General features: G+C 34.9%; 14 protein-coding genes. All 14 read right to left on the reverse strand.

What is annotated here, in order from left to right; genetic code table 11:
- Positions 1-2: 2 nt before the first annotated feature.
- Genes ACJJV4_RS18290 through ACJJV4_RS18355 form a run of 14 tightly spaced genes read right to left on the reverse strand, consistent with a single transcriptional unit; the run spans position 3 to position 22421 of the window.
- Positions 3-1490, reverse strand: coding sequence for an arylsulfatase (locus tag ACJJV4_RS18290; protein WP_405296841.1), 1488 nt, complete (start codon positions 1488-1490; stop codon positions 3-5).
- A 5-nt stretch (positions 1491-1495) separates the two neighbouring features.
- Positions 1496-3349, reverse strand: coding sequence for a beta-N-acetylhexosaminidase (locus tag ACJJV4_RS18295; RefSeq protein ID WP_405296842.1), 1854 nt, complete (start codon positions 3347-3349; stop codon positions 1496-1498).
- A gap of 2 nt (positions 3350-3351) precedes the next feature.
- Positions 3352-4140, reverse strand: a complete 789-nt coding sequence (locus ACJJV4_RS18300) for an SGNH/GDSL hydrolase family protein (RefSeq protein WP_405296843.1) — start codon at positions 4138-4140, stop codon at positions 3352-3354.
- A 10-nt stretch (positions 4141-4150) separates the two neighbouring features.
- Positions 4151-5587 (reverse strand): glycoside hydrolase family 30 protein, encoded by a 1437-nt coding sequence (locus ACJJV4_RS18305; protein WP_405296844.1) that lies wholly within the window; start codon positions 5585-5587, stop codon positions 4151-4153.
- A 7-nt stretch (positions 5588-5594) separates the two neighbouring features.
- Positions 5595-8288 (reverse strand): glycoside hydrolase family 3 C-terminal domain-containing protein, encoded by a 2694-nt coding sequence (locus tag ACJJV4_RS18310; protein WP_405296845.1) that lies wholly within the window; start codon positions 8286-8288, stop codon positions 5595-5597.
- Positions 8289-8292: 4 nt separating this feature from the next.
- Positions 8293-9867, reverse strand: a complete 1575-nt coding sequence (locus ACJJV4_RS18315) for an arylsulfatase (RefSeq protein WP_405296846.1) — start codon at positions 9865-9867, stop codon at positions 8293-8295.
- 31 nt (positions 9868-9898) lie between these two features.
- Complete coding sequence (locus ACJJV4_RS18320; RefSeq protein ID WP_405296847.1) at positions 9899-11260, reverse strand: sulfatase; 1362 nt, start codon at positions 11258-11260, stop codon at positions 9899-9901.
- Between the two features lie 11 nt (positions 11261-11271).
- On the reverse strand, positions 11272-13608 hold the full coding sequence (locus ACJJV4_RS18325) for a glycosyl hydrolase family 95 catalytic domain-containing protein (protein WP_405296848.1): 2337 nt from the start codon (positions 13606-13608) through the stop codon (positions 11272-11274).
- Positions 13609-13620: 12 nt separating this feature from the next.
- On the reverse strand, positions 13621-14949 hold the full coding sequence (locus ACJJV4_RS18330; protein ID WP_405296849.1) for a sulfatase: 1329 nt from the start codon (positions 14947-14949) through the stop codon (positions 13621-13623).
- A gap of 33 nt (positions 14950-14982) precedes the next feature.
- On the reverse strand, positions 14983-16557 hold the full coding sequence (locus ACJJV4_RS18335; RefSeq protein WP_405296850.1) for a sulfatase: 1575 nt from the start codon (positions 16555-16557) through the stop codon (positions 14983-14985).
- An 11-nt stretch (positions 16558-16568) separates the two neighbouring features.
- On the reverse strand, positions 16569-16832 hold the full coding sequence (locus ACJJV4_RS18340) for a fibronectin type III-like domain-contianing protein (protein WP_405296851.1): 264 nt from the start codon (positions 16830-16832) through the stop codon (positions 16569-16571).
- Positions 16833-16873: 41 nt separating this feature from the next.
- Entirely contained in the window at positions 16874-18523 is a 1650-nt protein-coding gene (locus tag ACJJV4_RS18345; RefSeq protein ID WP_405296852.1) for an alpha-L-fucosidase, read from the reverse strand.
- Positions 18523-20070 (reverse strand): sulfatase-like hydrolase/transferase, encoded by a 1548-nt coding sequence (locus tag ACJJV4_RS18350; RefSeq protein ID WP_405296853.1) that lies wholly within the window; start codon positions 20068-20070, stop codon positions 18523-18525. The genes ACJJV4_RS18345 and ACJJV4_RS18350 overlap by 1 nt, the downstream gene beginning before the upstream one ends.
- A 53-nt stretch (positions 20071-20123) precedes the next feature.
- Entirely contained in the window at positions 20124-22421 is a 2298-nt protein-coding gene (locus ACJJV4_RS18355; RefSeq protein ID WP_405296854.1) for a DUF5703 domain-containing protein, read from the reverse strand.
- Positions 22422-22464 lie beyond the last annotated feature (43 nt).

Genomic DNA, 22464 nt, shown 5'->3' on the forward strand with positions numbered 1-22464 from the left:
AATTAATGTGCTGATGCTTTTTTAGTGACTCCTTTTTTGTAAATATCTACAGTAACATCGTTTTGTAGTAACTGCCCGGAAGTTGTTCTGCCATTTTTAACAATTTGTTCTAATTTTGCAGTCATTTTTTTTACTAATCTAGGATGATTATCATAAACATTTGTGGTTTCTTGAGCATCCTTTTTCATGTTATACAACTGAATGTCTGGATAGTTTTCTTTAATAGCTTTATTATCATTTGGGCTAGACCAACCGCCAGAACCTGGTGTTAATTCTAGTTTCCATTTTTTATTTCTGATGGAAAATTTTCCGTTAATAGAATGATGTACTACAAGGTTATAATCGGTTTTTGCTTTTTTGTTTTCTAACATTGGCAAAATACTATAAGAGTCTACACCAGATGTATCATTTAAACTTAAGCCTGTTATTTCTGCACAAGTTGCCATTAAACTAGTTTGGCAAATTAATTTATCATTAGTAGTATTTGCTTCTATTTTACCTGGCCATTTTACTATAAACGGGATACGGTGTGCACCTTCCCAAATGTCTGATTTATAACCTCTAAAATCGGCGCTTGGGTAATGGCCAAACTCTTTCTCTAACTTTGCCGCTTTTGCAACAGGAGCAGAGCAACCATTATCGCTAGTAAAGAAGACAATTGTATTATCTGCAATGCCATTTTTTTCTAAAGCCTCAAGTACACGACCAACTACATCATCTGTTTCCATAACAAAATCCGCATAGGCACCCATACCACTTTTTCCTTGCCATGCTTTAGATGGTACTACAGGGCTGTGTGGAGAATTTAAAGCTAAATACATAAAGAAAGGCTCTTCTGTTTTAGATGAGTTTGCAATGTAATCTTCGGCATGATCTCCTAAAAATTGTAACATTTTTATAGGTTCCATTTTATCTACAACTTTATCATCTTTAATTACTGTTTTCATAACTCTGGAGTGGTGAAAACCAATGTAAGAATCGAAGCCGCGTGAAATTGGTCCGTTTGGTACTGTTGAACCAATGGCTGGGCCTATAACTTTTTTACCATCATAAACAGGTACAGCATTACCTTTATCGTCAACAAACTTAAATCCAAGGTGCCATTTACCAATAGCCGCAGTTTTATAACCTGCTTCTTTTAGCATTTTTGGAACCGTCATTCGGTCTTCAGCTATTAAAGGTTCTAGTTCATCACCGGTTCCTAAAACACCTTGTTGCAATCTAGAACGCCAAGAATATCGACCTGTTAAAATGGCGTATCTCGAAGGTGTACATACAGCTGAAGCTGAATGCGCATCGGTAAACGTCATAGATTCTTTTGCAAAAGCATCAATCTTCGGTGTTAAAATTTTTCCTTTTTTAGGGTTCAAAGCTTGAACATCTCCATAACCTAAATCGTCACAAATGATGTATAGAATATTTGGTTTTTGTTGCGCTGTTGCATAAGTCGCAATCAGCATAAACATTGCTATTAATTTTGAGATTTTCATATTCATTATTTTAATCTTACTTCTGTTATTTCTCCTAGTAATTCGCCTGCTTTATTAAAAAGCCCTGCTTTTAGAAGTGATTTTGGTGTCGTTTTAAAATTACCTTTATATTTATTTGCTTCTATTGTTGGAGTGTCACCATTAGTGGTGTAATATATGTCGTAACCAACAGTTTCTGTTTCTAAATAAACAATAGCTTTGCTATGTAATTGGTCTATCCCAAACACAGGATACACTGTAAATAAACTTTTAGCTACATTTACTTTATTTTGTTTTAGTCTTTCGAAATGATCGTTTTCTAAAGCATGTTGAAAACGTTTCCAGTTTTTTACTTTTGGATTACTCCATGATACTTCCGCGCTAGCTAAAGTTCTCGGGTATAGCATGTATTCAAAATGTTCTTCTGTAGGTGTAAATTCGCCCCATAAACTAGCTTGATTACCTAATACTAGGCTAGCTTGTTCTGGAGTTAATTCTTCAGGAATAGGCTCATGATTGTAAACAACGGATAAGGGTAAAACTGAATTTGGACCTTCTGGCTCTATAAATGTGGGACCTTGCACTCTGCTAATGTATGAGTGTAAATATGATGTCATTATTGTAGGATATCCTTCTCTAGGAGCTTGTAGTTCGGGGGTATGCCGACCTCTTCTCCATGCCATAATAGTTGCACCTTTTACGCCATTACCGCTTAAAACTTCATCCCAACCAATCATTATTTTGTTTTGAGCAGTTACTATTTTATGCATTCTTTGAATAAAATAACTTTGAAGCTCTTCTTCATCTTTTAAGTTATGATCTGCTTTTACTTTTTGACAATGTGGACATTTTTTCCAATTGCTTTTGTTGCATTCATCACCACCAATATGGAAATACTTGGTTGGGAATAAATCTGCGATTTCTTCAATAATATCTTCTAAAAAATCATAGGTAGTTTCTTTTCCAGCACATAAAGCGTTATCTGGAGCTTTGCCACCAACAGCAACTTCAAAATTCACGCCTTCCGGAACTTCGTCATAACAAAATAAATGTGGGTAAGATGCTATTAAGGCTTTACTGTGCGCTGGCACATCAATCTCAGGAATAATTTCAACATTTCTAGTTTTAGCATATGCTATAATGTCTTTGATATCGTTTTGGGTGTAAAAGCCTCCAATAGTTTTAGATTCTTCAGCCGTAGCTGCTTCTCTAGACCACCAAGCAATACCTGTTCTGTCGGCTCTCCAAGCACCTTTTTTAGTTAAATTTGGGTATTTTTTTATTTCAATTCTCCACCCTTGATCGTCCGTTAAATGTAAATGAAACTTATTTATTTTATAAGATGATAAGACCTCAATTTGTTTTAAAACAAAGGCTTTAGTTTGAAAATGACGCGACACATCTAGTAAAACACCACGCCAATGAAACCTTGGATTATCAGTTATTACCATACTCGGAATAGCTGTTTCCATGTTTGTTCCCACAGGAATGGCTTGCCTTAACGTTTGAAACCCGTTGAACATACCTGCATAGTCTGTTGCTTTTATAATAATTTTTGAAGGTGAAATTTCTAATATATAACCTTCTGAATCTATTGATGATTCTTTAACCTTTTGAAAAAGTATGAAGTTTGAAGATACTGATACGCTTCCCGTTTGCATAGAAATATTTAGTTGCGTGTCTTTTTTAAGTTCTGCAACTACGAGCGATCCTAAATCTGTCTGATACTTTTTAGGTATAAAAATTTTGGTGTCTTTATCTAGTTTAAAACCTCCAGAAGATATTATCACAGATTCTGGTTGCGGAATAAACGTATTCTCTTGTGTTTTTCCTGAAAGAGAAAAGAGTATAGCGACAATAAAAAATAGTGTTTTATTCATGATTATATATTTTGACTGATAACTTTTGTTACCTGTTTACCTTGTGCTGCTTTTCCTGTTTCGTTATAATGCACATTTTGTGGTTTTATGTACCATTCTTTTTCATTTGGCTTTGTAAAGGCGTACAAATCGTTAATTTGAATGGAAGGGTAGTTTGTTAAAACTTCTCTAGCGGCTTTATTATAAATTATGCTATCGCCTGATATTCTGCCATCGGCACCTTCTTGAGGAACTGCTGTTGTTGTAGCAAAAATGAGTTTAGCTTGAGGATATTCCTTTATAAGATATTTACAAATATTGTCTAGGTTAGTTTTGTAAACATTTATGCTACTTACTTGTTTTCCATGTTCAATATTTAACTTACCGTCTTTTAGGTATTTTAAATCGTGTAACCCCACGTTGAAATGAATAACATCCCAATCAAAGTCCCAACCACCTTTTAAGTGTGGTTGAAACATGGTAGTCTTTAATTTTTCCATTTTAGGAATAAATGTATCGCTTGATCCACCATTTTTTTGAATTCGGTATACATTTGCCTTTCCTTCTAATGCTTTTCTTACTGTTGGTGTGTATCCAATTGAAATGGAATCGCCGTAAATAAAAACATTTGGTAATTTTTTATTAGGACTTACATATTTAAAAGCTTCCCCGTTATTGGCTAGGTTTTTCCAAGCTGCTCGCGATACCTCATCATTATAAGAATTTCCAAAAAGCTTTATAGAAGCACAGGAAGACGCCCCAACAAAAATGGTAGTGGCTCCTAAATATTTCACGAAATTTCTTCTATTCATAATGTATTTTTTACAAAGTAATAGTTAGGGTATTAAAAGATTTTGCTTCTAGCATCGTTTTAACTGGCTTGGCGTTAATATTAAATTGAATTTCTTTATCTTCAGATGCATCGTTATAAGCTAAAACAACTACTTTGTTTTCTGCTTTATTATAAAATACAATAGCATTTTCATCATTTCCGTCGGTATCAATTTTAACTGATCCAGGAGCTACAAAAGCACTTAAATGCTTCATTAAATAAAACTCTGGATTATAGGTTATTGCTTTAGAATTACTGTCAATAGAGATCATAGAGTTTTGTTTCCAACCCCATTGGCTTTTTCCGGTTTCATCTAAAACCATATTCCAATACATGTACGAGTTGGCTCCATTTTCAAAGTAATGTTTCATTAAATTGAATGTGTATTCGGCCGCTTTCCAGTCGTTAGAACCATCTCCACATTCTGTTTCTGTTTGCATTAGCTGCATTTCCGGGTATGTGTCATGTACGGCTTCAATAGCACCTTTACCAGCCCATTGAAAACCAATGCCTTGAATATAATCTTTTGCATCTTTGTACTCCACAACATCAGAAACGCGCTCTATTTGAGGACGCTCAACGGTACCTAACCAAATTTCGGTATCTAACTTTTCAGCTTTAAATTTTGGACCTAAATAATCTGCAATAAAAATCCCTAAATCTTCAGGTCTCCATACACATGATGGAAAATTTTGAGCAGAGTTGTATTCGTTTTGAACATGTACAGCGCTAATATCTATACCTTCTTCAGCGTAAGCTTGAACAAACTTTGCAAAATATAATGCGTACGCTTCAAAATATTGTGGTTCTGTTATAAAGCGAGACACTAACTCTTCTGTAGAACTCCATTCTTCTGGTAAATCATTAAATTCAGGATTAGCTTTACAAGCATAATGTTTACTATGTTTCATCCAAGACGGTGGGCACCAAGGCGAGCCCCAAACCGCTACATCCGGATTTATTTTTTGGGCTTCTTGTATATATGGAATTAAGCGTTTTTTATCTCTATCAATAGAAAAATTTTCCATAGCAAAGTCGCCTTCGGTTTCATTATGGCTATACCAATCTACAGCATAGTCGTTGGCGCCAATTGGCATTCTGCATAAACTAAATTTACACCCCACTTCCTGACTAAACAAATCGTTTAAAATTTGTTGTTTTTCTTGCGGTGTTACCATTTCTAAAGCGTCCCAACCTAACTCATTAAAGCAGCCGCCAAAACCCGTTATTTCTTGGTCCTGATTTTCTGTATTGATATTAATGGATAGGGGAGTTGTAGCACTTTCTGAAGGTGTTGTGTATGTTTTTTCTACCCATACATTATTTTCAGTACTGCTTACCCAAGATACGTTTAAACTTTTTTCTTCCTCTTTACATGCAGAAAAAGCAACTAAACTTAATACCAGAATACTTTTAAATATTTTCATTACTCTTTTATTTAACCGTTAGAATTTTTCTTAATTTAATATCTTTAGATGATGCGCCAATCATGATTCTAAAATCTCCAGCTTCAACCAATCGCTTTAAATCTTTATCTAGCATAGAAAGTTCATCTGGACCCAATTCAAAAGTTACGCTCTTAGTTTCTCCTGCTTTTAGCGCCATACGTGTAAAACCTTTTAATTCTTTTATTGGTCTTGATACAGATGATAATTCATCTCGGATGTATAATTGTACGACTTCTTCGCCATCAATGGTTCCTATATTTTTAATATCACAAGTTACTTTTACAGTATCGTCTGGATTGATATTATTTTTACTAAAACTTATATTCGAATATTCAAAAGATGTGTAACTTAATCCATAACCAAAAGGGAATAAAGGTTGTCCCGTTAAGTTATGGTAATTATCACCTCTTCCAGTTGGTTTGTTATTATAATACAATGGGCATTGTGCCTCATCTACCGGAAAAGTAATAGGTAAACGCCCTGCTGGGTTTTCGTCACCAAAAAGAATATCTGCAAAGCCATTTCCACCGTTTTCACCGGCATACCAAGCCATGATAATGCCATCGACATCGTTAATCCAGTTGGCCATTGTAATTGCGCTACCGCCAACTAAAACAACCACTGTAGGTTTACCTGTTTTGGCGACTGCTTTAATAAGTGCTTCCTGATGGCCAGGTAATGCCAATAAGGCGCGGTCTCTAAACTCACCTTCGTGAATACCAGCAAATACTACAGCGACCTCGCTTTGTTCTGCTACAGCGACAGCTTCTGCTATTTCTTGTTCCCATTGATCTTGGATTTCTGCATCCCAAACTAATTTAAATTTAGCATTTCCAGCAGATTCGTAAAACTCAATTTTTACATCATAATCTTTTCCTTCTTCAAAATAAAATTCTTTTAAAATGGTATTGTATGATTGTTTTTGCCAGTTGTCAATGAGTAACTTTCCATCCAAATACATACGGTAACCATCGTTACCTTCAATACCGATATTAATTTTTCCTGTTTTTGGCGCTTTAATTTGTCCTGTCCAACGTACCGAAAACCAATCGTATGGTAAATCTTCATGTGGCGAAAAAAGAGTCCAACCAAAGCTTACTTTCTTATCGATGCGTTCTACTTTTGGTGTTCCGCTTAACGTAATATTATCAAAGTAATTTGCTTTTAAACCTGCAACTGTTTTACCTTCATTCTTTGTAGATAAGTTAGCAGATGCAATAGGTTTATATTTTACTTCTGTAAGGGCAACACCTGGTGCATAATTAATATTTTCTTTTCCTATTTTGTTAGCAACACCATCGTACATAGAAACTAAGTTATTTCCTGGGCCACTATAACCACCTAATCTTACAGTTTTTACATCGTGGCCAATAAGTGCTACTTTTTTAGTTGCTTTATTAACTGGTAAGGTTTTATTCTCGTTCTTTAATAAAACCATTGATTTTGAAGCTGCTTTTTTGGCCAACTCACGATGTGATTTATGTCCGTTCCATATTGTTGCTTCTTTCGCGTCTACATAAGGATTTTCAAATAACCCTAGCTCAAATTTTGCTGTTAGAATTCTGCTTACAGCTTCATCGATTGCTTTAATATCGACCATACCTTTTTCGTAGGCTTCCCAAAATAATGGATAGTGATTGTAGTTGGTTTGAAACATAACATCTAAACCTGCTTCAACGGCATCTTCTGTAGCTTCAGCATAGTTTGCCGCTGTAAAGTGTAAAACATTGGCGCCTCCAGTTGCTCCTGCATCTGAAATTACAAAGCCATTAAAACCCCATTCTTCTTTAAGTTTTGTGCGTAATAACCATTCATTTGATGTACATGGTGTGCCATCTAGTGAGTTATAAGAAGTCATTACTGAACGTGCGCCAGCTTTTTTAAAGACAGCCTTAAATGCAGGAAAGTAAATTTCCTCTAACAAACGCTCGTTAAAACTAATAGGGTAGCTATCACGGCCACCGGCGCCAACATTGGCAACAAAGTGTTTTGGCGTGGTAATTATACCAGCTTTTTCAAATTGACTTATGAATGAAACGCCCATTTGAGTTGTTAAATAGGGATCTTCACCATAGGTTTCTTCAACACGACCCCAACGTACATCGCGAGCAATATTTAATACTGGAGATAGTATTTGACGAATACCTCTCGTTTTTGTTTCTTTTGTAATGGCACTAGCCACATCAGTCACTAAATTGGTATCCCAAGTAGATGCTAAAGCAATGGCTTGTGGGAAGGTTGTTGCACCATCACGGGCTAAACCATGTAGAGCCTCGTTGAAAGGTATAATGGGAATTCCTAAACGTGTTTCTTCTAAAAAGTATTTTTGAAGTCCGTTAATTTCATTGGCCATGTTTTCTGCAGTTCCTGTAGAACCGTAGTCCATAATTTGCTCTGCAGCATTATCATTTAATCCTTTTGATGATATTTGAAAACCAAAAATACCATGTTTTAATTTATCTTTTCCAAGGCTTAAATCGCCCGGAATCATGAACATTTGCCAGAACTTTTCTTCTAAAGTCATTCTACCTAACAAGTCGTGTACACGCTCTTCAATAGGAAGTTTTGGGTTTTTATATGGTGGATCTTTTTTTACGGTAAACGATAAAGAAATCGTTACTATTACTCCTAAAACCAACAGTGTAAAGCACTGTTTTATTTTTAATTTACTCATCATCATTATACTATAATTTTATGTCCTTAATTTTTTCTAATTGTGCCCATGCGCTTGCGCCATCATTTGCTTGTATTGTTCCTTTAGTACTTCTACCCTCATTTATAATTTTCAATAAATCGGCTTTAAATGCCGTTACAATTTCCGGGTGTACCGCTTGTAAATTATTTGTTTCAGCCACATCATTTTTAATATTGTAGAGTTGCACTTTAGGAAGTGTATCGTAAATGGCTTTTTTTGTATGAATATTTGGAAAACTCCATCCGCCAGAACCAACACAGAAATTTACTTTATAATCTCCTTCTCTATAGGCAAACTCACCATGCACAGAATGATGTATAATACTTTCACGTTTAAGCGCATCTGTTTCAATTAAATGACTGAAACTATCTTCAGCAACATTATCATCTATATCAATATTAAGTACATCGGCCACCGTGGCAAAAAAGTCTGTAGTGCAAACTAACTGATTAGTTTTTGTTGGTTTAATATTATTTTTCCAAGTCATGATGTACGGTACGCGGTGTCCGCCTTCAAAAATATCAGATTTATAGCCCCTGTATTCGTAACTTGGGTTATGACCTTTAGATTTTAATTGTTTAAAGTTTGCTGTTGGAGAACACCCGTTATCGCTCGTAAATACAATTAAAGTGTTTTCAGTAATCCCGTTGGCATCCAAAGTTTTTGTGACTTCACCAACCACCCAATCCACCATAATTACAAAATCGGCATACGGATTATCTAAATTACTTTTTCCTTGAAATTCTTTAGTTGGTAAAATTGGTGTATGCGGTGCGGGAAGTGGCATATACACAAAAAACGGCTTGTCTTGGTTTGCATTTTCGTTAATATAGCTTACCGTACGTTTTGTAATTTCTGGTAAAGCTTGTGCATGCTCAAAATTATCGGCCGTTAAACCTTTTCTCCAAGTACCTTGTTTAGTTTTGCCTTTGGTTAGTTTTGTTGGTATACTAGTTGGTATATTATTTTCTACCCAAACGTAAGGAGGCATATCTAATGAGCCACAAAAGCCGTAACTATAATCAAAACCATGTGCGTTTGGCCCGTTTTTAATAGGTTTGCTAAAATCTACTTGGGGTCTTGCTTTTAGGTTGTCAATATCTAAACCAAGTGAATCAGATTGTGTAATTTCCCAATCCCATCCCAGGTGCCATTTACCAATAAAGGCGGTGTTGTAGCCATTTTCTTTTACTAAATCGGCAACAGTAGTACGGTTTTGTTTAATTAAAGATTTTGAGTAACCGCTAACAACACCTTCTTTTAAACGCGTACGCCAATTATAGCGTCCTGTTAAAATACTATATCGTGTTGGTGTACAAACCGCAGAGCTGGTATGTGCATCTGTATACATCACTCCGTTTATAGCTAAATTGTCGATGTTTGGTGTTTGTATTTTTGAGTTCTGGTTATAAATAGAAACATCGCCGTAGCCTAAATCATCTGCTAGAATGTAAATAATATTTGGTTTTCCTGAAACGGATGTTTCAACTGTTTTTTCGTTCTCTTTACAAGACATAAAAACAGTAAAACCGGTTATTAAAAGAATAAATGTGTTCTTAGTCATTTTGGTTTGGCTATTATCTTTTTTGAAGTTTTTAATGCGTATTTGCTTTTAAATCTGCATCAAAGTTTTGCATCATTTTTTGTAACTTCTTTACAATTTTAGGGTTTTGCGATGCCACATTATTACTTTCAGAAATATCTTCTTTTAAATTATATAGTTCAATTTGTTCTTTTACAACTCTAAGTTTCCAATGGTCTACTCTTACACCTTCTAATACCGATTTTTTATTGTGGTAATAAAAGCCTTCTTTTTTATGTGGAGATTTACTTTTTTTACCTGATAGTAATTTCCAAATATTTTTACCATCTATGGGTTTCTTAGGTAAGTCGCTATTGGTTAAATAGGCTAAGGTTGGTAAGATGTCTATGGTTGAAGTAATCTCAGAACAAACCGTATTTGCAGGTATTTCTCCTTTCCATTGTGCTATCATTGGTTCGCGCATACCACCTTCATAAGTATCGAATTTAAATCCTCTAAGTGGATATGCACTACCACCATGTCCGTTTTTTAAATCCCAAGGACCGTTGTCTGAAGTAAAAATGACTAATGTGTTTTTATCTAGATTAAGTGCTTCTAATGTTTTTAAAATTTCACCAACGCTCCAGTCAATTTCTTCAATAACATCACCATATAAACCACGTTTACTTTTTCCTTTAAAGGCTTCTGATGCATATAATGGAATATGAGGCATTGAGTGGGCTAAGTATAAAAAGAAAGGTTCTTCTTTATTAGTTTCAATAAAATCTAACGCCTTTCTTGTGTAGCGTTGTGTTAAGGTAGTTTGATCTACAGGATACTCAATAATTTCGTTTTGTTCCGTTAATGGTACAACACCGCCACGCCATTTATCTTGTCTTAAGCTGTCGATAGTCATACCTTCTCTAAACAAAATGTTTTCAGAAACTTTGGCTTGTGGGTAAACCGACATATCGTTACTATAAGGAATGCCGTAATACATATCGAAGCCTTGAGCCGTTGGCATATATTGATCCTTATCTCCTAAGTGCCATTTACCAATACAACCCGTAGCATAGTTTTGGGTTTTTAGCATATCAGCAATAGTTAATTCCGTATTTGGTAATCCTCCTGGTATATTAGGCCAAAGCACACCATTTACACCAACTCTTGCAGGATAAGAACCTGTTAGTAACGCTGCTCTAGATGGAGAACAAACTGGTGAAGCTGAGTAAAAATCGGTGAATTTCATACCGTTTTTAGCCATATTATCAAGGTTTGGCGTACTAATTAGTGGCGAACCAAAGACTCCAACATCATTATAACCTTGATCGTCGGTAAAAATGATAATTACGTTAGGTTTGTCTGATTTGCTTTGTGCTTTAATAGAATTACTCCAACTAAAGATTATGATGATTACTAATGCTAATTTATTCATGTTTAGTTTCTTTATTGTTGGTTTAAAGTACCATCGAATTGATATGTTTGTCCTTTGGTGGTTTCAAATTCTATCAATTTATCTTTATAGGTTAAAATACATTTATTACCTACTTTAGATAATACCTCTACACTTTGTAACGTTGCATCTTTCCAAGTAAAACTTACTTCAAAACCACCTCTAGCTACCATACCGGAAACATGTCCTTCTGGTAATGCGCTTGGTAGTGCTGGTAACAATTCAATTTTATCTAACTGGCTTTGCAATAGCATTTCTAAAATACCTGAAGCTCCACCGAAATTTCCATCAATTTGAAATGGAGGATGAGCATCGAATAGGTTAGGGTAGGAGCCACCGCCAACTTTTCCGTTAGGCCTTTCTGCTGGACTCAATAATTTGTGTAACAATTTATAGGCGTGATCTCCGTCTCTAAATCTAGACCAAAAATTAATTTTCCATGCTAAACTCCAACCAGTTCCATTATCACCTCTGTACTCTAATGATTGCTTTGCCGCTTTCATCAATTCAGGTGTGTCTTCATAATTAATTTCTTTTCCTGGATGAACAGCCCATAGATGAGATACATGTCTGTGATGACTTTCTGGATCATCTTTATCTTGCATCCATTCTTGCAGTTGTCCGTGCTTACCTATTTTGTTTGGAGCAATTTTAGCGATCATCGGTTTTAAAGAGGATGTGAAATCTAGATCTATATTTAAAACTTTTGAAGCTTCAATAGTATTTCTAAACAAAGCTCGTATTAGTTGATGATCCATAGTAGGGCCCGCAACTAAACCTCCAATTTCTGGTGAGTTTGAAGGTGAACTTATTAAATAGCCCGTATTTGGATCCTTATATAAAAATTGAGAATAAAACAAAGCAGCATTGCGCATTAAAGGATATTTTTTCTCTAAAAAATCTTTATCCTGAGTAAATAAATAATGCTCCCAAAGGTGTGTTGATAACCATGCAGCTCCTCCTAGCCATATACCATGATGCGATGCATTTACTGGAGCTGCTCCTCGCCAAATATCAACATTATGGTGTACAATCCAACCATCAGTATTATAGTGTGCTTTAGCTACTTTAGCACCCGTTACAGAAAGATCTTCTATTAAATCGAATAAAGGCTCATGGCATTCACTTAAATTATACATTTCTACCGGCCAATAATTCATTTCTAAATTGATATTAGTAGTATAACTACTAAACCATGGTGGTGTTAATTTATCATTCCAAATACCTTGCAATGTGGCGGCTTTGGTACCTGGTCTACTGCTAGAAATGGTTAAATAACGTGCGTATTCTACATATAAAGCGAGTAACTGAGGATCACTCGGTGTTTCTGAAAAATCTTGAATTCTTTGATCTGTAGGATTTCCAGATTTACCGTTGTCTCCAAAACTTATTTTAAAGCGGTTGTATAGTGATTGATAATCTGTTATATGCTTTAATTTAACCTCTTCGTAGTTTGAATTTGAAACTTTTGATAAGGTTTCCGGCACTATTTTTTCCGGTTGACCAGAAACATCTTCAAAATCAATATAATTTGTTGCTGCCGTTAAATAAATGGTTGCTTTTGAAGCTTCTGTAATTTCAAGTTTACCATTTGCATGGGAAATGTTTCCGTTAGTATTAATTTTTAAAGTTGAAATACCATGCAAAACTCCATCTTTTACTTTTACTACTAAAGTTTGAGAATTGTTTGATGTCATCACCGATTTATCTTCATGAATAGCATCTAACCATAAATCGAAATTAAGAGCTTTGTTTTTACTTGCTGTTAAGTTTATAGCTATAATTTGATCTGGAAAACTCGATAACACCTCGCGTGAATAATCGACACCGTCAACCGTATATGATACCGAACTAATGGCATCATTTAAGTTTATCTCGCGTTTATAATTTGTATAATTATCATGATTTATAAAATCGATATATAGATCACCAAATGGTTGGTAATGTATTTGCTTTATTGGGTCGCTCATGAAATTATCTTGAGCTAATTTTTGAGCTTTTCGTTGCTCGCCTGTAGCTAATAATTTTCTAATTTCATCTAAAGAATCACCAGCACCTGCGTTTGCATAGTTATGTGGTTTTCCGCGCCAAAGTGTTTCTTCGTTAAACTGAATATGTTCTTGACTCACACCTCCAAAAATCATGGCGCCAAGGCTTCCGTTACCAATAGGTAAAGCTTCTGTCCATTTTTCGGCAGGCGTTGTGTATTGAAGTTTATAATCTTCTTCCTGCTGTAATACTTCTTCTTTAGGTTTAGCGCAAAAAGTTAGTACCAAGCATAAACCTAGTAATGAGATGTTTTTAATTAAATTATTGTTTTGTTTTTTCATAGAATTAAGCCTCTAACTTTTTTGTTTTTTTGAAGTTAAATTCACATCATCACTCCAAATTTCTAATTTTTTCAGCATGGTCTTTACCATTTCTTGATGTTGACTGGCAAGGTTGTTACTCTCTTCAATATCTTCTTTTAAATTATATAATAAAGGCTCTGCATTTTTACTGGTTAGAATTAATTTCCAATCGCCTTGGCGCATGGCTTTTCTGCCCGAATAGCCCCAGAAGACATCTCTTTCTTGTAAAGCTTTTCCTGTAGTAAGATTGTTTTTAAGGTTAACACCATCTAATCCTTTTGGCGTGTCAGCACCAACAAAACTCATAATTGTTGGGAACAAATCCATAGTTAAAATGGTTTCATTGTTTACCTGATTTGGTTCAATTTTACCAGGATACCAAGCCATGGCAGATACACGATGCCCACCTTCCCATAAGGTAGATTTGTAACCTCTTAAACCAGCATTGCTTCCAACTTTTCTTGAAGCTCCATTATCTGAACAGAAGAAAATTAAAGTGCTCTTATCTAAATTCAATTCTTTTAACGTTGCCATTACTTTACCAACGCCTTCATCCATAACCTCAACCATTTCTTTATAAATGTTGTTAAGCTCTTCCTCAGACATTTTATCCTTTTGCTTAGCACCATCTTTCCAGCCTAGAGTGCGTTCTTCTTTAGATAAACGACCTTGAAAAGGACCGTGTGGCGCTTCATGAGGAATATAAAGTAAGAAAGGTTCATCTTTGTGACGTTTAATAAAATTAACCGAATGTTCGGTAATTAAATCTGTAGAATAACCTTCTTCATTTTTAATTTTATCCCCATCCCACCAATCTAAATATCCCACTTGATCTATATGTGAATGGTAATCTACATTTCCTGAAACGTAACCAATATACTCATCGAAACCTTGATTTATAGGGTTGAATTCTGTTTTATAACCTACATGCCATTTACCAAACATTCCCGTAACATAGCCTGCGCCTTTAATCGCTTCTGCAAATGTTTTTTCGCTAGTTGCTAGTCCTACATCACGATGTTGTTTTGCAGTTACAACACCATCAATACCAACGCGTTGTTGGTATTTACCTGTGAGGATTGCGGCACGTGTTGGGCTACAAACGGAACCATTAGAGTGAAAATCGGTAAACTTAATACCTTCGGCAGCCATTTTATCTAGGTGAGGCGTATTGATTAAGGTACTACCATAACATGATAAATCTCCATAACCCATATCATCGGCCATAATAATGATGACGTTGGGTTTATTTTGCCTTTGAGCCTTACAACTTGTTAAGCTTGCAGCGACAAAAAATATGGTAAATAGTTTATTAATCATGTATAATTTTGTTAAACAACTTTTTCGTTAAAATTAGTCGTTCCAGTGTTTTTTTATAATATCAAGAACTTCAGGTGTGTCAGCATCAGTATCGGCAACAGCTTCTTTTTTCTTTAAAATTTGAGCTTTAAGTTCTGTTATAATGTCTTTGTATTTAGGATCGTTGTATGCGTTATGCAATTCTTTTGGATCTTCTTGTAAATCGTAAAAATCCCAGAATTGATCTTGTGCTGCACCTTCAAATCCATTACCGTAGAAAAAAGCAAGTTTGTAACGTTTACCTCGTATTCCGAAATGTCCAGGTCTATCTTTTGAGTGATCCCAATATCTGTAATACCCGTAATCTCTCCAATCACTAGGTGTATTTCCTTTTAAGTTTTCACGGAAACTGCGGCCTTGCATATCTTTAGGATATTCTATACCTGCATAATCAGCGAACAAAGCTGAAAAATCTACATTTTCAATTAAATCTTTATTTCTTGCGCCAGCCTTAACTTCTTTAGGGTAACGAATAACAAATGGCATGTGCATAGACTCTTCAAAAATTAATCGTTTATCGAACCATCCGTGTTCGCCTAAAAAGTAACCTTGATCTGCAGTATAAATTACAACCGTATTTTCTGCTAGGCCAGATTCTTCTAAATAATCTAAAAGCTTTCCAATATTATCATCAACACCAGCTGTAGAACGCATAAAATCTTTTATCATTTTTTGATACGTTTTATATCGTGCTTCCTCGTTGGTTAAACCCGCTACTGAAAATGGTAAACCAGGATAGTTCATAAAATCTTTACGTAACTCTGGGTGTGCTGTCGCATCTAAATATCGTTGCTTGAGATTATCCATAGATTGACCTAAAAACGAGCGCCCTGTTGTAGAGGCACTACTATCGTAAAAAGAGTCTGGAGCAGGAATTTCTTGATCTTTATATAAATCAGCATAGCGTTCTGGATAATCGTAAGGTTCGTGAGTTGCCTTAAAGTGGCACATGGCCATAAACGGTTTGTTTTCATCACGATTTTCTATCCAATCAATGGTCATATCTGCAATAACATCGGTACTATACCCATCATATTGTTTACCACCTTCGTAATAATCTTGCCAATTATCTGCTGTTTTAATAATAGGATTATGGTATTCACCTTGACCAGGAAGTACGGCATAATAGTCGAAACCTGCAGGCTCTTGTTTAAGGTGCCACTTACCAACTATAGATGTTTGGTAACCTCCTTTTTGCATTTCTTTAGCAATGTTATTATATGCAGGAGATAGACCGGCATCTAAAATTTTAACACCATTAACATGACTATATTGACCTGTTAAGATAGTTGCTCTACTTGGTGTGCAAATAGAATTTGAAACTAGACAGTTTTCCAAAAGCGTTCCTTCATCGGCCAAACGTGCAATATTTGGTGTATGAACGTAATCTTTTAAAATACCGCCATAAACACCCCAAGCTTGCGCTGTGTTATCATCGGACATGATGAACAAGATATTAGGTCTTTCTGGCTTAACTTCTGCTTTTTCTTCTTTTGGTTTGCCTTTACAGCCTGTTACTACTATTATAGATAGTAGAGTTAAAGCACCTATTTGAAGTAATTTTTTCATTATTTAATAATTTAATTTGTAACCTCTAATTTTACGACATTGAAATTGTTTAATGTTAAAGCGATTCCAATTTCGAGCATTTCTGCCTCCACAACTTTCTTATCTAAATCGGTATCAAAGCATTGTAAATTTTTTAATATAATATTGAAAGTTCCTATTACAGATTTTCTTGGTTTTAAAGAAATCCTTTCAATTTTCCTTAAACTTTTTAAAGGGCGTTTCACAGAACTCTCTAAATCTTTTATATACAATTGTACAACTTCTTCACCTTCCAAGTCTCCTACATTTTTAACCTTAACCGATACTTTTGTTGCCTCTATGCTTTGTAATGTTTCTTTTTAAATTTAGCTTTCAAAACTACGGGATAACTATCTCCATTAACAGCCGGCATATTAATAGTTAAACCCTTATTGGTTTGCTTAAAAGTTATTTTTCTACCGTCGTATAGTTGTGTTAAGCTTTTTAAGCTACCAGGACTTAATTTACTTGATTTTGCAAATGAAGGAATTATGAATTCACCGCCTTTTGGATTCATTACTGTTATATAAAAATTGTCTCCTTTGGTTGTATAACGTACTTCATCATGATTGAAAGCAGGTGTTGCTGTAGTACGTTGGTTAAAATGCTCGCCGTGTTTTTGAGACTCTGTAGCATTACGTAATTCTCCTTCAACCATTTCAACATCTTCTCCTCGAACACTTTTACCATCCCCATAAACAGTCCATGGTCTAGTCCCGTAAATAGCTTCACCATTAATTTTAAGCCAATCTCCAACAATTTTCACACTCTTTTTAATTTCATTCGGAATGGTGCCATCGGGATTCAACTCCATACTTAAAAGCAAATTTCCGTTTTTACTAACGGCTTCAATTAGCATTTCTAAAATGGTACGTGCATTATGCGTTAGATGACGATCTTTTTTATAAAACCAATCGGTAAAAGTGATTTCTGACTGCCAAGGGTATTCTCTCAACGTATTACTACCTCCAGACTCTACTTCATTAACGGTACCTGCTGCTTTTCTTTTTAAGAGCATAACAGCATCTATTTTACCATTTTCTTTTAAACTATTGTTGTAAAGTGTACGAGTAACTTCTTTACCATAATTGCCATACGTAAAATTAAAACCATCATTATACAACAAGTCTGGCTTGTAATTAGTAACTAATTCAATGTGGCGTTTTAACCAGTTTTTCTTAATATCTTCTATAATTTCTGGTGTTCGATCTTCTGGTGCAGGACCATATAATTTTTTAGGATCTAAACCTTCCCACCAAAGGCCTTTACCATCTTCTTTTGTTAAACGAGCATCATAAGGTATACCTTGGTAAATTCCTTCTTTATCTGCACCAAAAGCTGGTTTCCACCAGTTTAAAAAACGATCATCATGACTTGTAACTCCAAATTTTAAACCTGCGTTACGTGTTGCTTTTTCAAACTCGCCAATAATGTCTTTTTTGGGGCCTACATTTACAGAATTCCATTCGTGATATGTAGAGTTAAATAAATCGAAATGATCATGATGATTGGCTAAGGCAACAATATATTTAGCACCATTTTCTTTTGAGAATTTAATTAATTCTTGAGCGTCAAATTTTTCAGCTTTCCACTCATTTATAACATCTTTAAACCCAAATTCTGAAGGGTGTCCGTAAGTTTGTAAATGATACGGATTTGCCATTTTACCAAACTTCTGCTTACCTACATCTTGCATATACATGTGGCGTGCATACCAACCGCCACCTTGTTCTGGTACAGCTTGTGGGCCCCAATGAAACCAAATACCGAACTTTGCATCTCTGAACCACTCTGGGCACTCATATTGGCCAGCAAGTTCATCCCAAGATAATTCCTGTTCTTGAGCTGTAGCAAAATTGATATTTAGAAGCATTAATAAACCCACAAAAAACAAGTTAGATACAACTGTTTTTTGAAGGTTATTTTTTAATGAATTATTAAAAATCATTATTTTTTATCTTTGAAGTTATAATCTTCAGGATGATCAAAAAGTCCAAATTCTTTTTTAGTCAAATCAGCTGGATCACCTGTTTCTTTTATTAATTTTTCTAACTCTAATATTAAATCTTCTTTAACATTATTATAGTTTTCATCTTCAATTAAATTAACTAATTCCCAAGGGTCGTTTTTAATATTAAATAATTGATACGTAAACACATCGTGCTTTGCACTAACAATCAATTTAAAATCACCTTTACGAACTGCTCTATGGCCTCCACCTGGATTGTGTTTTCTGTTTTTATTTAATAAATCTCCTGGCCATGAATTGTAAGCGTATAGCATACTTTCTCTTACTTTTGTATCTGTTCCTTCTATTACAGGAGTTAAATTTTCTGTTTGCACAGATTCAGGAATTTCTAAACCTGTTAAACCACATAATGTTGGAAAAACGTCATGTAGATAAGCCAATGCATCTGTCTTTTTATTTTTAGGAATATTTGGTCCTACAAATACTAATGGCACACTAACACTATGCTCATATACATTTTGCTTTCCTAATAAACCATGTTGCCCTAGAGCCAACCCGTTATCACCTGCTAAAACAATAATTGTATTATTTGCTTCACCTGAAGTTTCCAATGCTTTTAAAATTCTGCCAATTTGAGTATCTGTAGCAGTAATCATGGCGTAATAATCTGAAATTTCTTTTTGGACAATAGCTTCAGTTCTTGGAAATGGAGCTAAAACTTCATCTCTAATGCGATCATCAGCAATTTCAAAAGGATGTTGAGGCTTATAATTTTCAGGTAACGCTATATTTTCTGAAGGATACATATCATGAAATTCCTGTGGTGCTGTACGAGGATCATGCGGTGCTGTAAAAGCAACATATATTAAAAATGGCTTCTCCTTATCTTCTTTATAAGAGTCTAAAAAACCAACAGCAGCATCAGCAAATACCTCACTACTGAATTTCTCATTATTTTGATATCCGGCAGACCATCCTGTCTCAGGTGTATAATCTTTAACTTTGGTACCAAAATGTCTCGTCATACCTCCTAAAAAGGCAGACTTAATTTTATCAAAACCACGCTCTAACCAAATTTCACCATTGTGTTGTTTTCCTGTTGCATAAGTTTCATAACCATTAGATTTGAAATATTCAGGAAAAGTTAGTTTATCACTTTTTCCTTTATCCTCTTTGTTAAAAGCAAATTGAGCGTATACATTTGGTTCTATATTAAAATAATGACGCCCCGTCATTAACATCGCTCTACTTGGCGAACAAACAGCAGCAGTAGTAGCACCTAAAATATAAGAATTTGTGAATGAGGTTCCATTATCAACCAATTGATCCATGTTTGGTGTTTGAACATCGTACTTATCCATTGCTCCAATTGTTCCACCTCTTTGATCATCTGTAAATAAGAAAAGTATGTTTGGTCTTTTATTTTCTTCTTTTACTACTTCTTTTTTTACACTCTCTTTACAAGATGAAATACTTACTAACAGCAGTAAAGCTACTAATGTCATTAGGTTTTTGGAATTACTCATATTTTTTGTTTTTAAACCTTTATTAATTAAATAATGTTTCTGTTCTTTTAGTATTAATTCCAAATCTCTGGTTTGGGTGTTTTTAATTTCTGACCAATAAAAACATCTTTTTTTCTATTGAAAGGTGTTATTTTAAGTTTTTTAATTTCTCCATTTACTACTTTACCTTCAACTATGGTGTTTTGTTTTGCATACAATTTAAATTCACAGTTCCAGTTTGAGGGAAAGGCTGGTAAAAGGACAATTTTATTTTCTACATTTTGTAAAATCATGCGTTGCAACGCTGTTGCTGCTACTGATGAATGTTGTACATCTGGCGTTCCATCATGCGTAGACATGAAAAAACCTGGATAACGCTGTTCTGGAACAGGTCGATGTAATGCCCAAACAACTTCTTTTTGAACAGAATCTGTTAAGCCAACCATTGCAGCCATAATAGCTTCTGGGTGCCAGCCACCACGAATGTAACCTGGTGCCCATTTTGGGTTTTCTCCACCAACATCGTTTACTAAAGTGGTTCTGTTTTTATAGGTGTCTTGTGCCATTTTTAAATCTGGTAAACCAACACCGTACAGGTGATATGGGAAAACAGAATACAATTCTGCTACTTCTACATTTGCTTTTTTAGATTTTATAACCTCAGCATTTGCTAAAATTTTAGTTCCGTTTCTATCTCTTGTTGGTACTTCTGGCACACGAGTTAATAACGCTTTCCAGTACGTTCTATCGGTTTCTGTAGTTAAATGATTTGGTAATTTAAGCAAGCTATTTAATACCGAATGTAAACCTGCAATAAACGGCATTGGGTTATCTGCATCGCGAAACGATTCTAGTACATGAACATCTGGGAAGTATAATTTCCCGTCTTTATGTGGCCAATGTAAATCGAAAAACTTTACAATTTCTGAAGCAAAAGGGATAAACTCTTCTTTAGCAAAAGTTTCATTTTGTGTATAATCAAAACGTTCCGATAAATACCAAGCTACTTCTAAGCCTGCATTCCAATGGGTTCTGTGCCATCTCGATTGTTGTTGTCCAGGTTCTAATCCTTCTCTATCAACACCGTAGACGCCAGGTGCAATAACGCCCCAAAGTGTGGTTGATTCTCTAATTACCGTACCTTCATGACCAAAAACAGTATTGGAGTGTTCTTTCATTAAATCAAAACCTCTTATGTATAGGTTGATAAAAGAATTGGCATATTTAAATTGCCCAGCGGCATTCATGGAATAAAAGGGTAAACGCACATTTTGATGTAACATTAAATTACCCCAAGAACGATGGTCTTTATCTTTAAAATGTTTTATGCCAGTGTGATTTCTTTGTAAAACCTCATTTAAATCTGGAGCAAACATCGAACCATTCCAAATTATAGGGAACTCACCTTCGCCAGCCATTGCATTTAAATACATGGTGTAAGCGTAACCTGCGCTAGTTTGTTTTGCTTCTTTAAAACCTGTTAAGTGAATGTAACTACTTTTCCAAAAGGTATTCCACCAAGATGCGTGGGCCTTCCAATTGGTTTTTATATTTTCTTTTTTAGAAGAAGAAGCCTTTATTTCGTCTAACCAATTATCAACAGTTTTGGTACGCTTGTTAAGTGTGTAAATTTTTAAATGATTGCATTTTCTTGGTTTTGATGTCATTGTCGTATCTGAAATATTCGACATTTTATCACCAACAATCATAGCCCCGAAAGTTCGGTTTTCTAAAACGTTATCTAAATTTTCGGGCTTCGGAATTTCTAGAGCTTTTATAGTCCAATCGAAAGCTTTAGTAGTATTGTTTCTATGATACCAAGTAATTGCGTTTGTATTATTTGGAATAATAACATCTGCAGATTCGGTTACTCCTCCAGGAATGCCTTTAAGGTTAGTCTCGTTAATAACTTGAGCTTCATCTCTCCAATTATGAAGTTTTATATTAAGCTTAAATTTTAAATCTGAATCGTTTTCAACATGAATAACGCTGTTATTTTTATCTATCCAGATTTTAGATTTAAAGCCGTCTTTTCCTTCTAAATAAATAACACCATCACTTAAAATAAGTTCTTGTTTGAATGTAGTGTTAAACGGATTTGGAGTAACTTCAACTTCTACATCTCCTAATTTTAAAAGTCGGTGCGCTTCAGACCAAGCATCGATATGTCTAACAGAAATCCAAATATGGCCATCTTCCAAAACAGAAACTAAAGCACCTGTTGTTCCATTACCAAGTGGCATGGCATCAGAAGCTATTTTACTTTTCTCTGTCCAAGAAACGTTGTATTCATCTACAGATATGCTTTGGCTATACAACTTAATTGATACCAAACATAGACAGATTAATATAGATGTGATTTTAAATTTCATATTTATGTGTCTTTTTTACTTATTGCTAAATACCAGGTTTTAT

Source organism: Algibacter sp. Ld11 (assembly GCF_045066735.1).
GTDB lineage: Bacteria > Bacteroidota > Bacteroidia > Flavobacteriales > Flavobacteriaceae > Algibacter.

Bases quoted from the DNA above. Each gene is read 5' to 3' on its own strand.
- ACJJV4_RS18355 (WP_405296854.1), bottom strand. From the start codon at position 22,421: ATGAAATTTAAAATCACATCTATATTAATCTGTCTATGTTTGGTATCA.
- ACJJV4_RS18310 (WP_405296845.1), bottom strand. From the start codon at position 8,288: ATGATGATGAGTAAATTAAAAATAAAACAGTGCTTTACACTGTTGGTT.
- ACJJV4_RS18290 (WP_405296841.1), bottom strand. From the start codon at position 1,490: ATGAAAATCTCAAAATTAATAGCAATGTTTATGCTGATTGCGACTTAT.
- ACJJV4_RS18295 (WP_405296842.1), bottom strand. From the start codon at position 3,349: ATGAATAAAACACTATTTTTTATTGTCGCTATACTCTTTTCTCTTTCA.
- ACJJV4_RS18315 (WP_405296846.1), bottom strand. From the start codon at position 9,867: ATGACTAAGAACACATTTATTCTTTTAATAACCGGTTTTACTGTTTTT.
- ACJJV4_RS18305 (WP_405296844.1), bottom strand. From the start codon at position 5,587: ATGAAAATATTTAAAAGTATTCTGGTATTAAGTTTAGTTGCTTTTTCT.
- ACJJV4_RS18335 (WP_405296850.1), bottom strand. From the start codon at position 16,557: ATGAAAAAATTACTTCAAATAGGTGCTTTAACTCTACTATCTATAATA.
- ACJJV4_RS18330 (WP_405296849.1), bottom strand. From the start codon at position 14,949: ATGATTAATAAACTATTTACCATATTTTTTGTCGCTGCAAGCTTAACA.
- ACJJV4_RS18300 (WP_405296843.1), bottom strand. From the start codon at position 4,140: ATGAATAGAAGAAATTTCGTGAAATATTTAGGAGCCACTACCATTTTT.
- ACJJV4_RS18350 (WP_405296853.1), bottom strand. From the start codon at position 20,070: ATGAGTAATTCCAAAAACCTAATGACATTAGTAGCTTTACTGCTGTTA.
- ACJJV4_RS18320 (WP_405296847.1), bottom strand. From the start codon at position 11,260: ATGAATAAATTAGCATTAGTAATCATCATAATCTTTAGTTGGAGTAAT.
- ACJJV4_RS18325 (WP_405296848.1), bottom strand. From the start codon at position 13,608: ATGAAAAAACAAAACAATAATTTAATTAAAAACATCTCATTACTAGGT.
- ACJJV4_RS18345 (WP_405296852.1), bottom strand. From the start codon at position 18,523: ATGATTTTTAATAATTCATTAAAAAATAACCTTCAAAAAACAGTTGTA.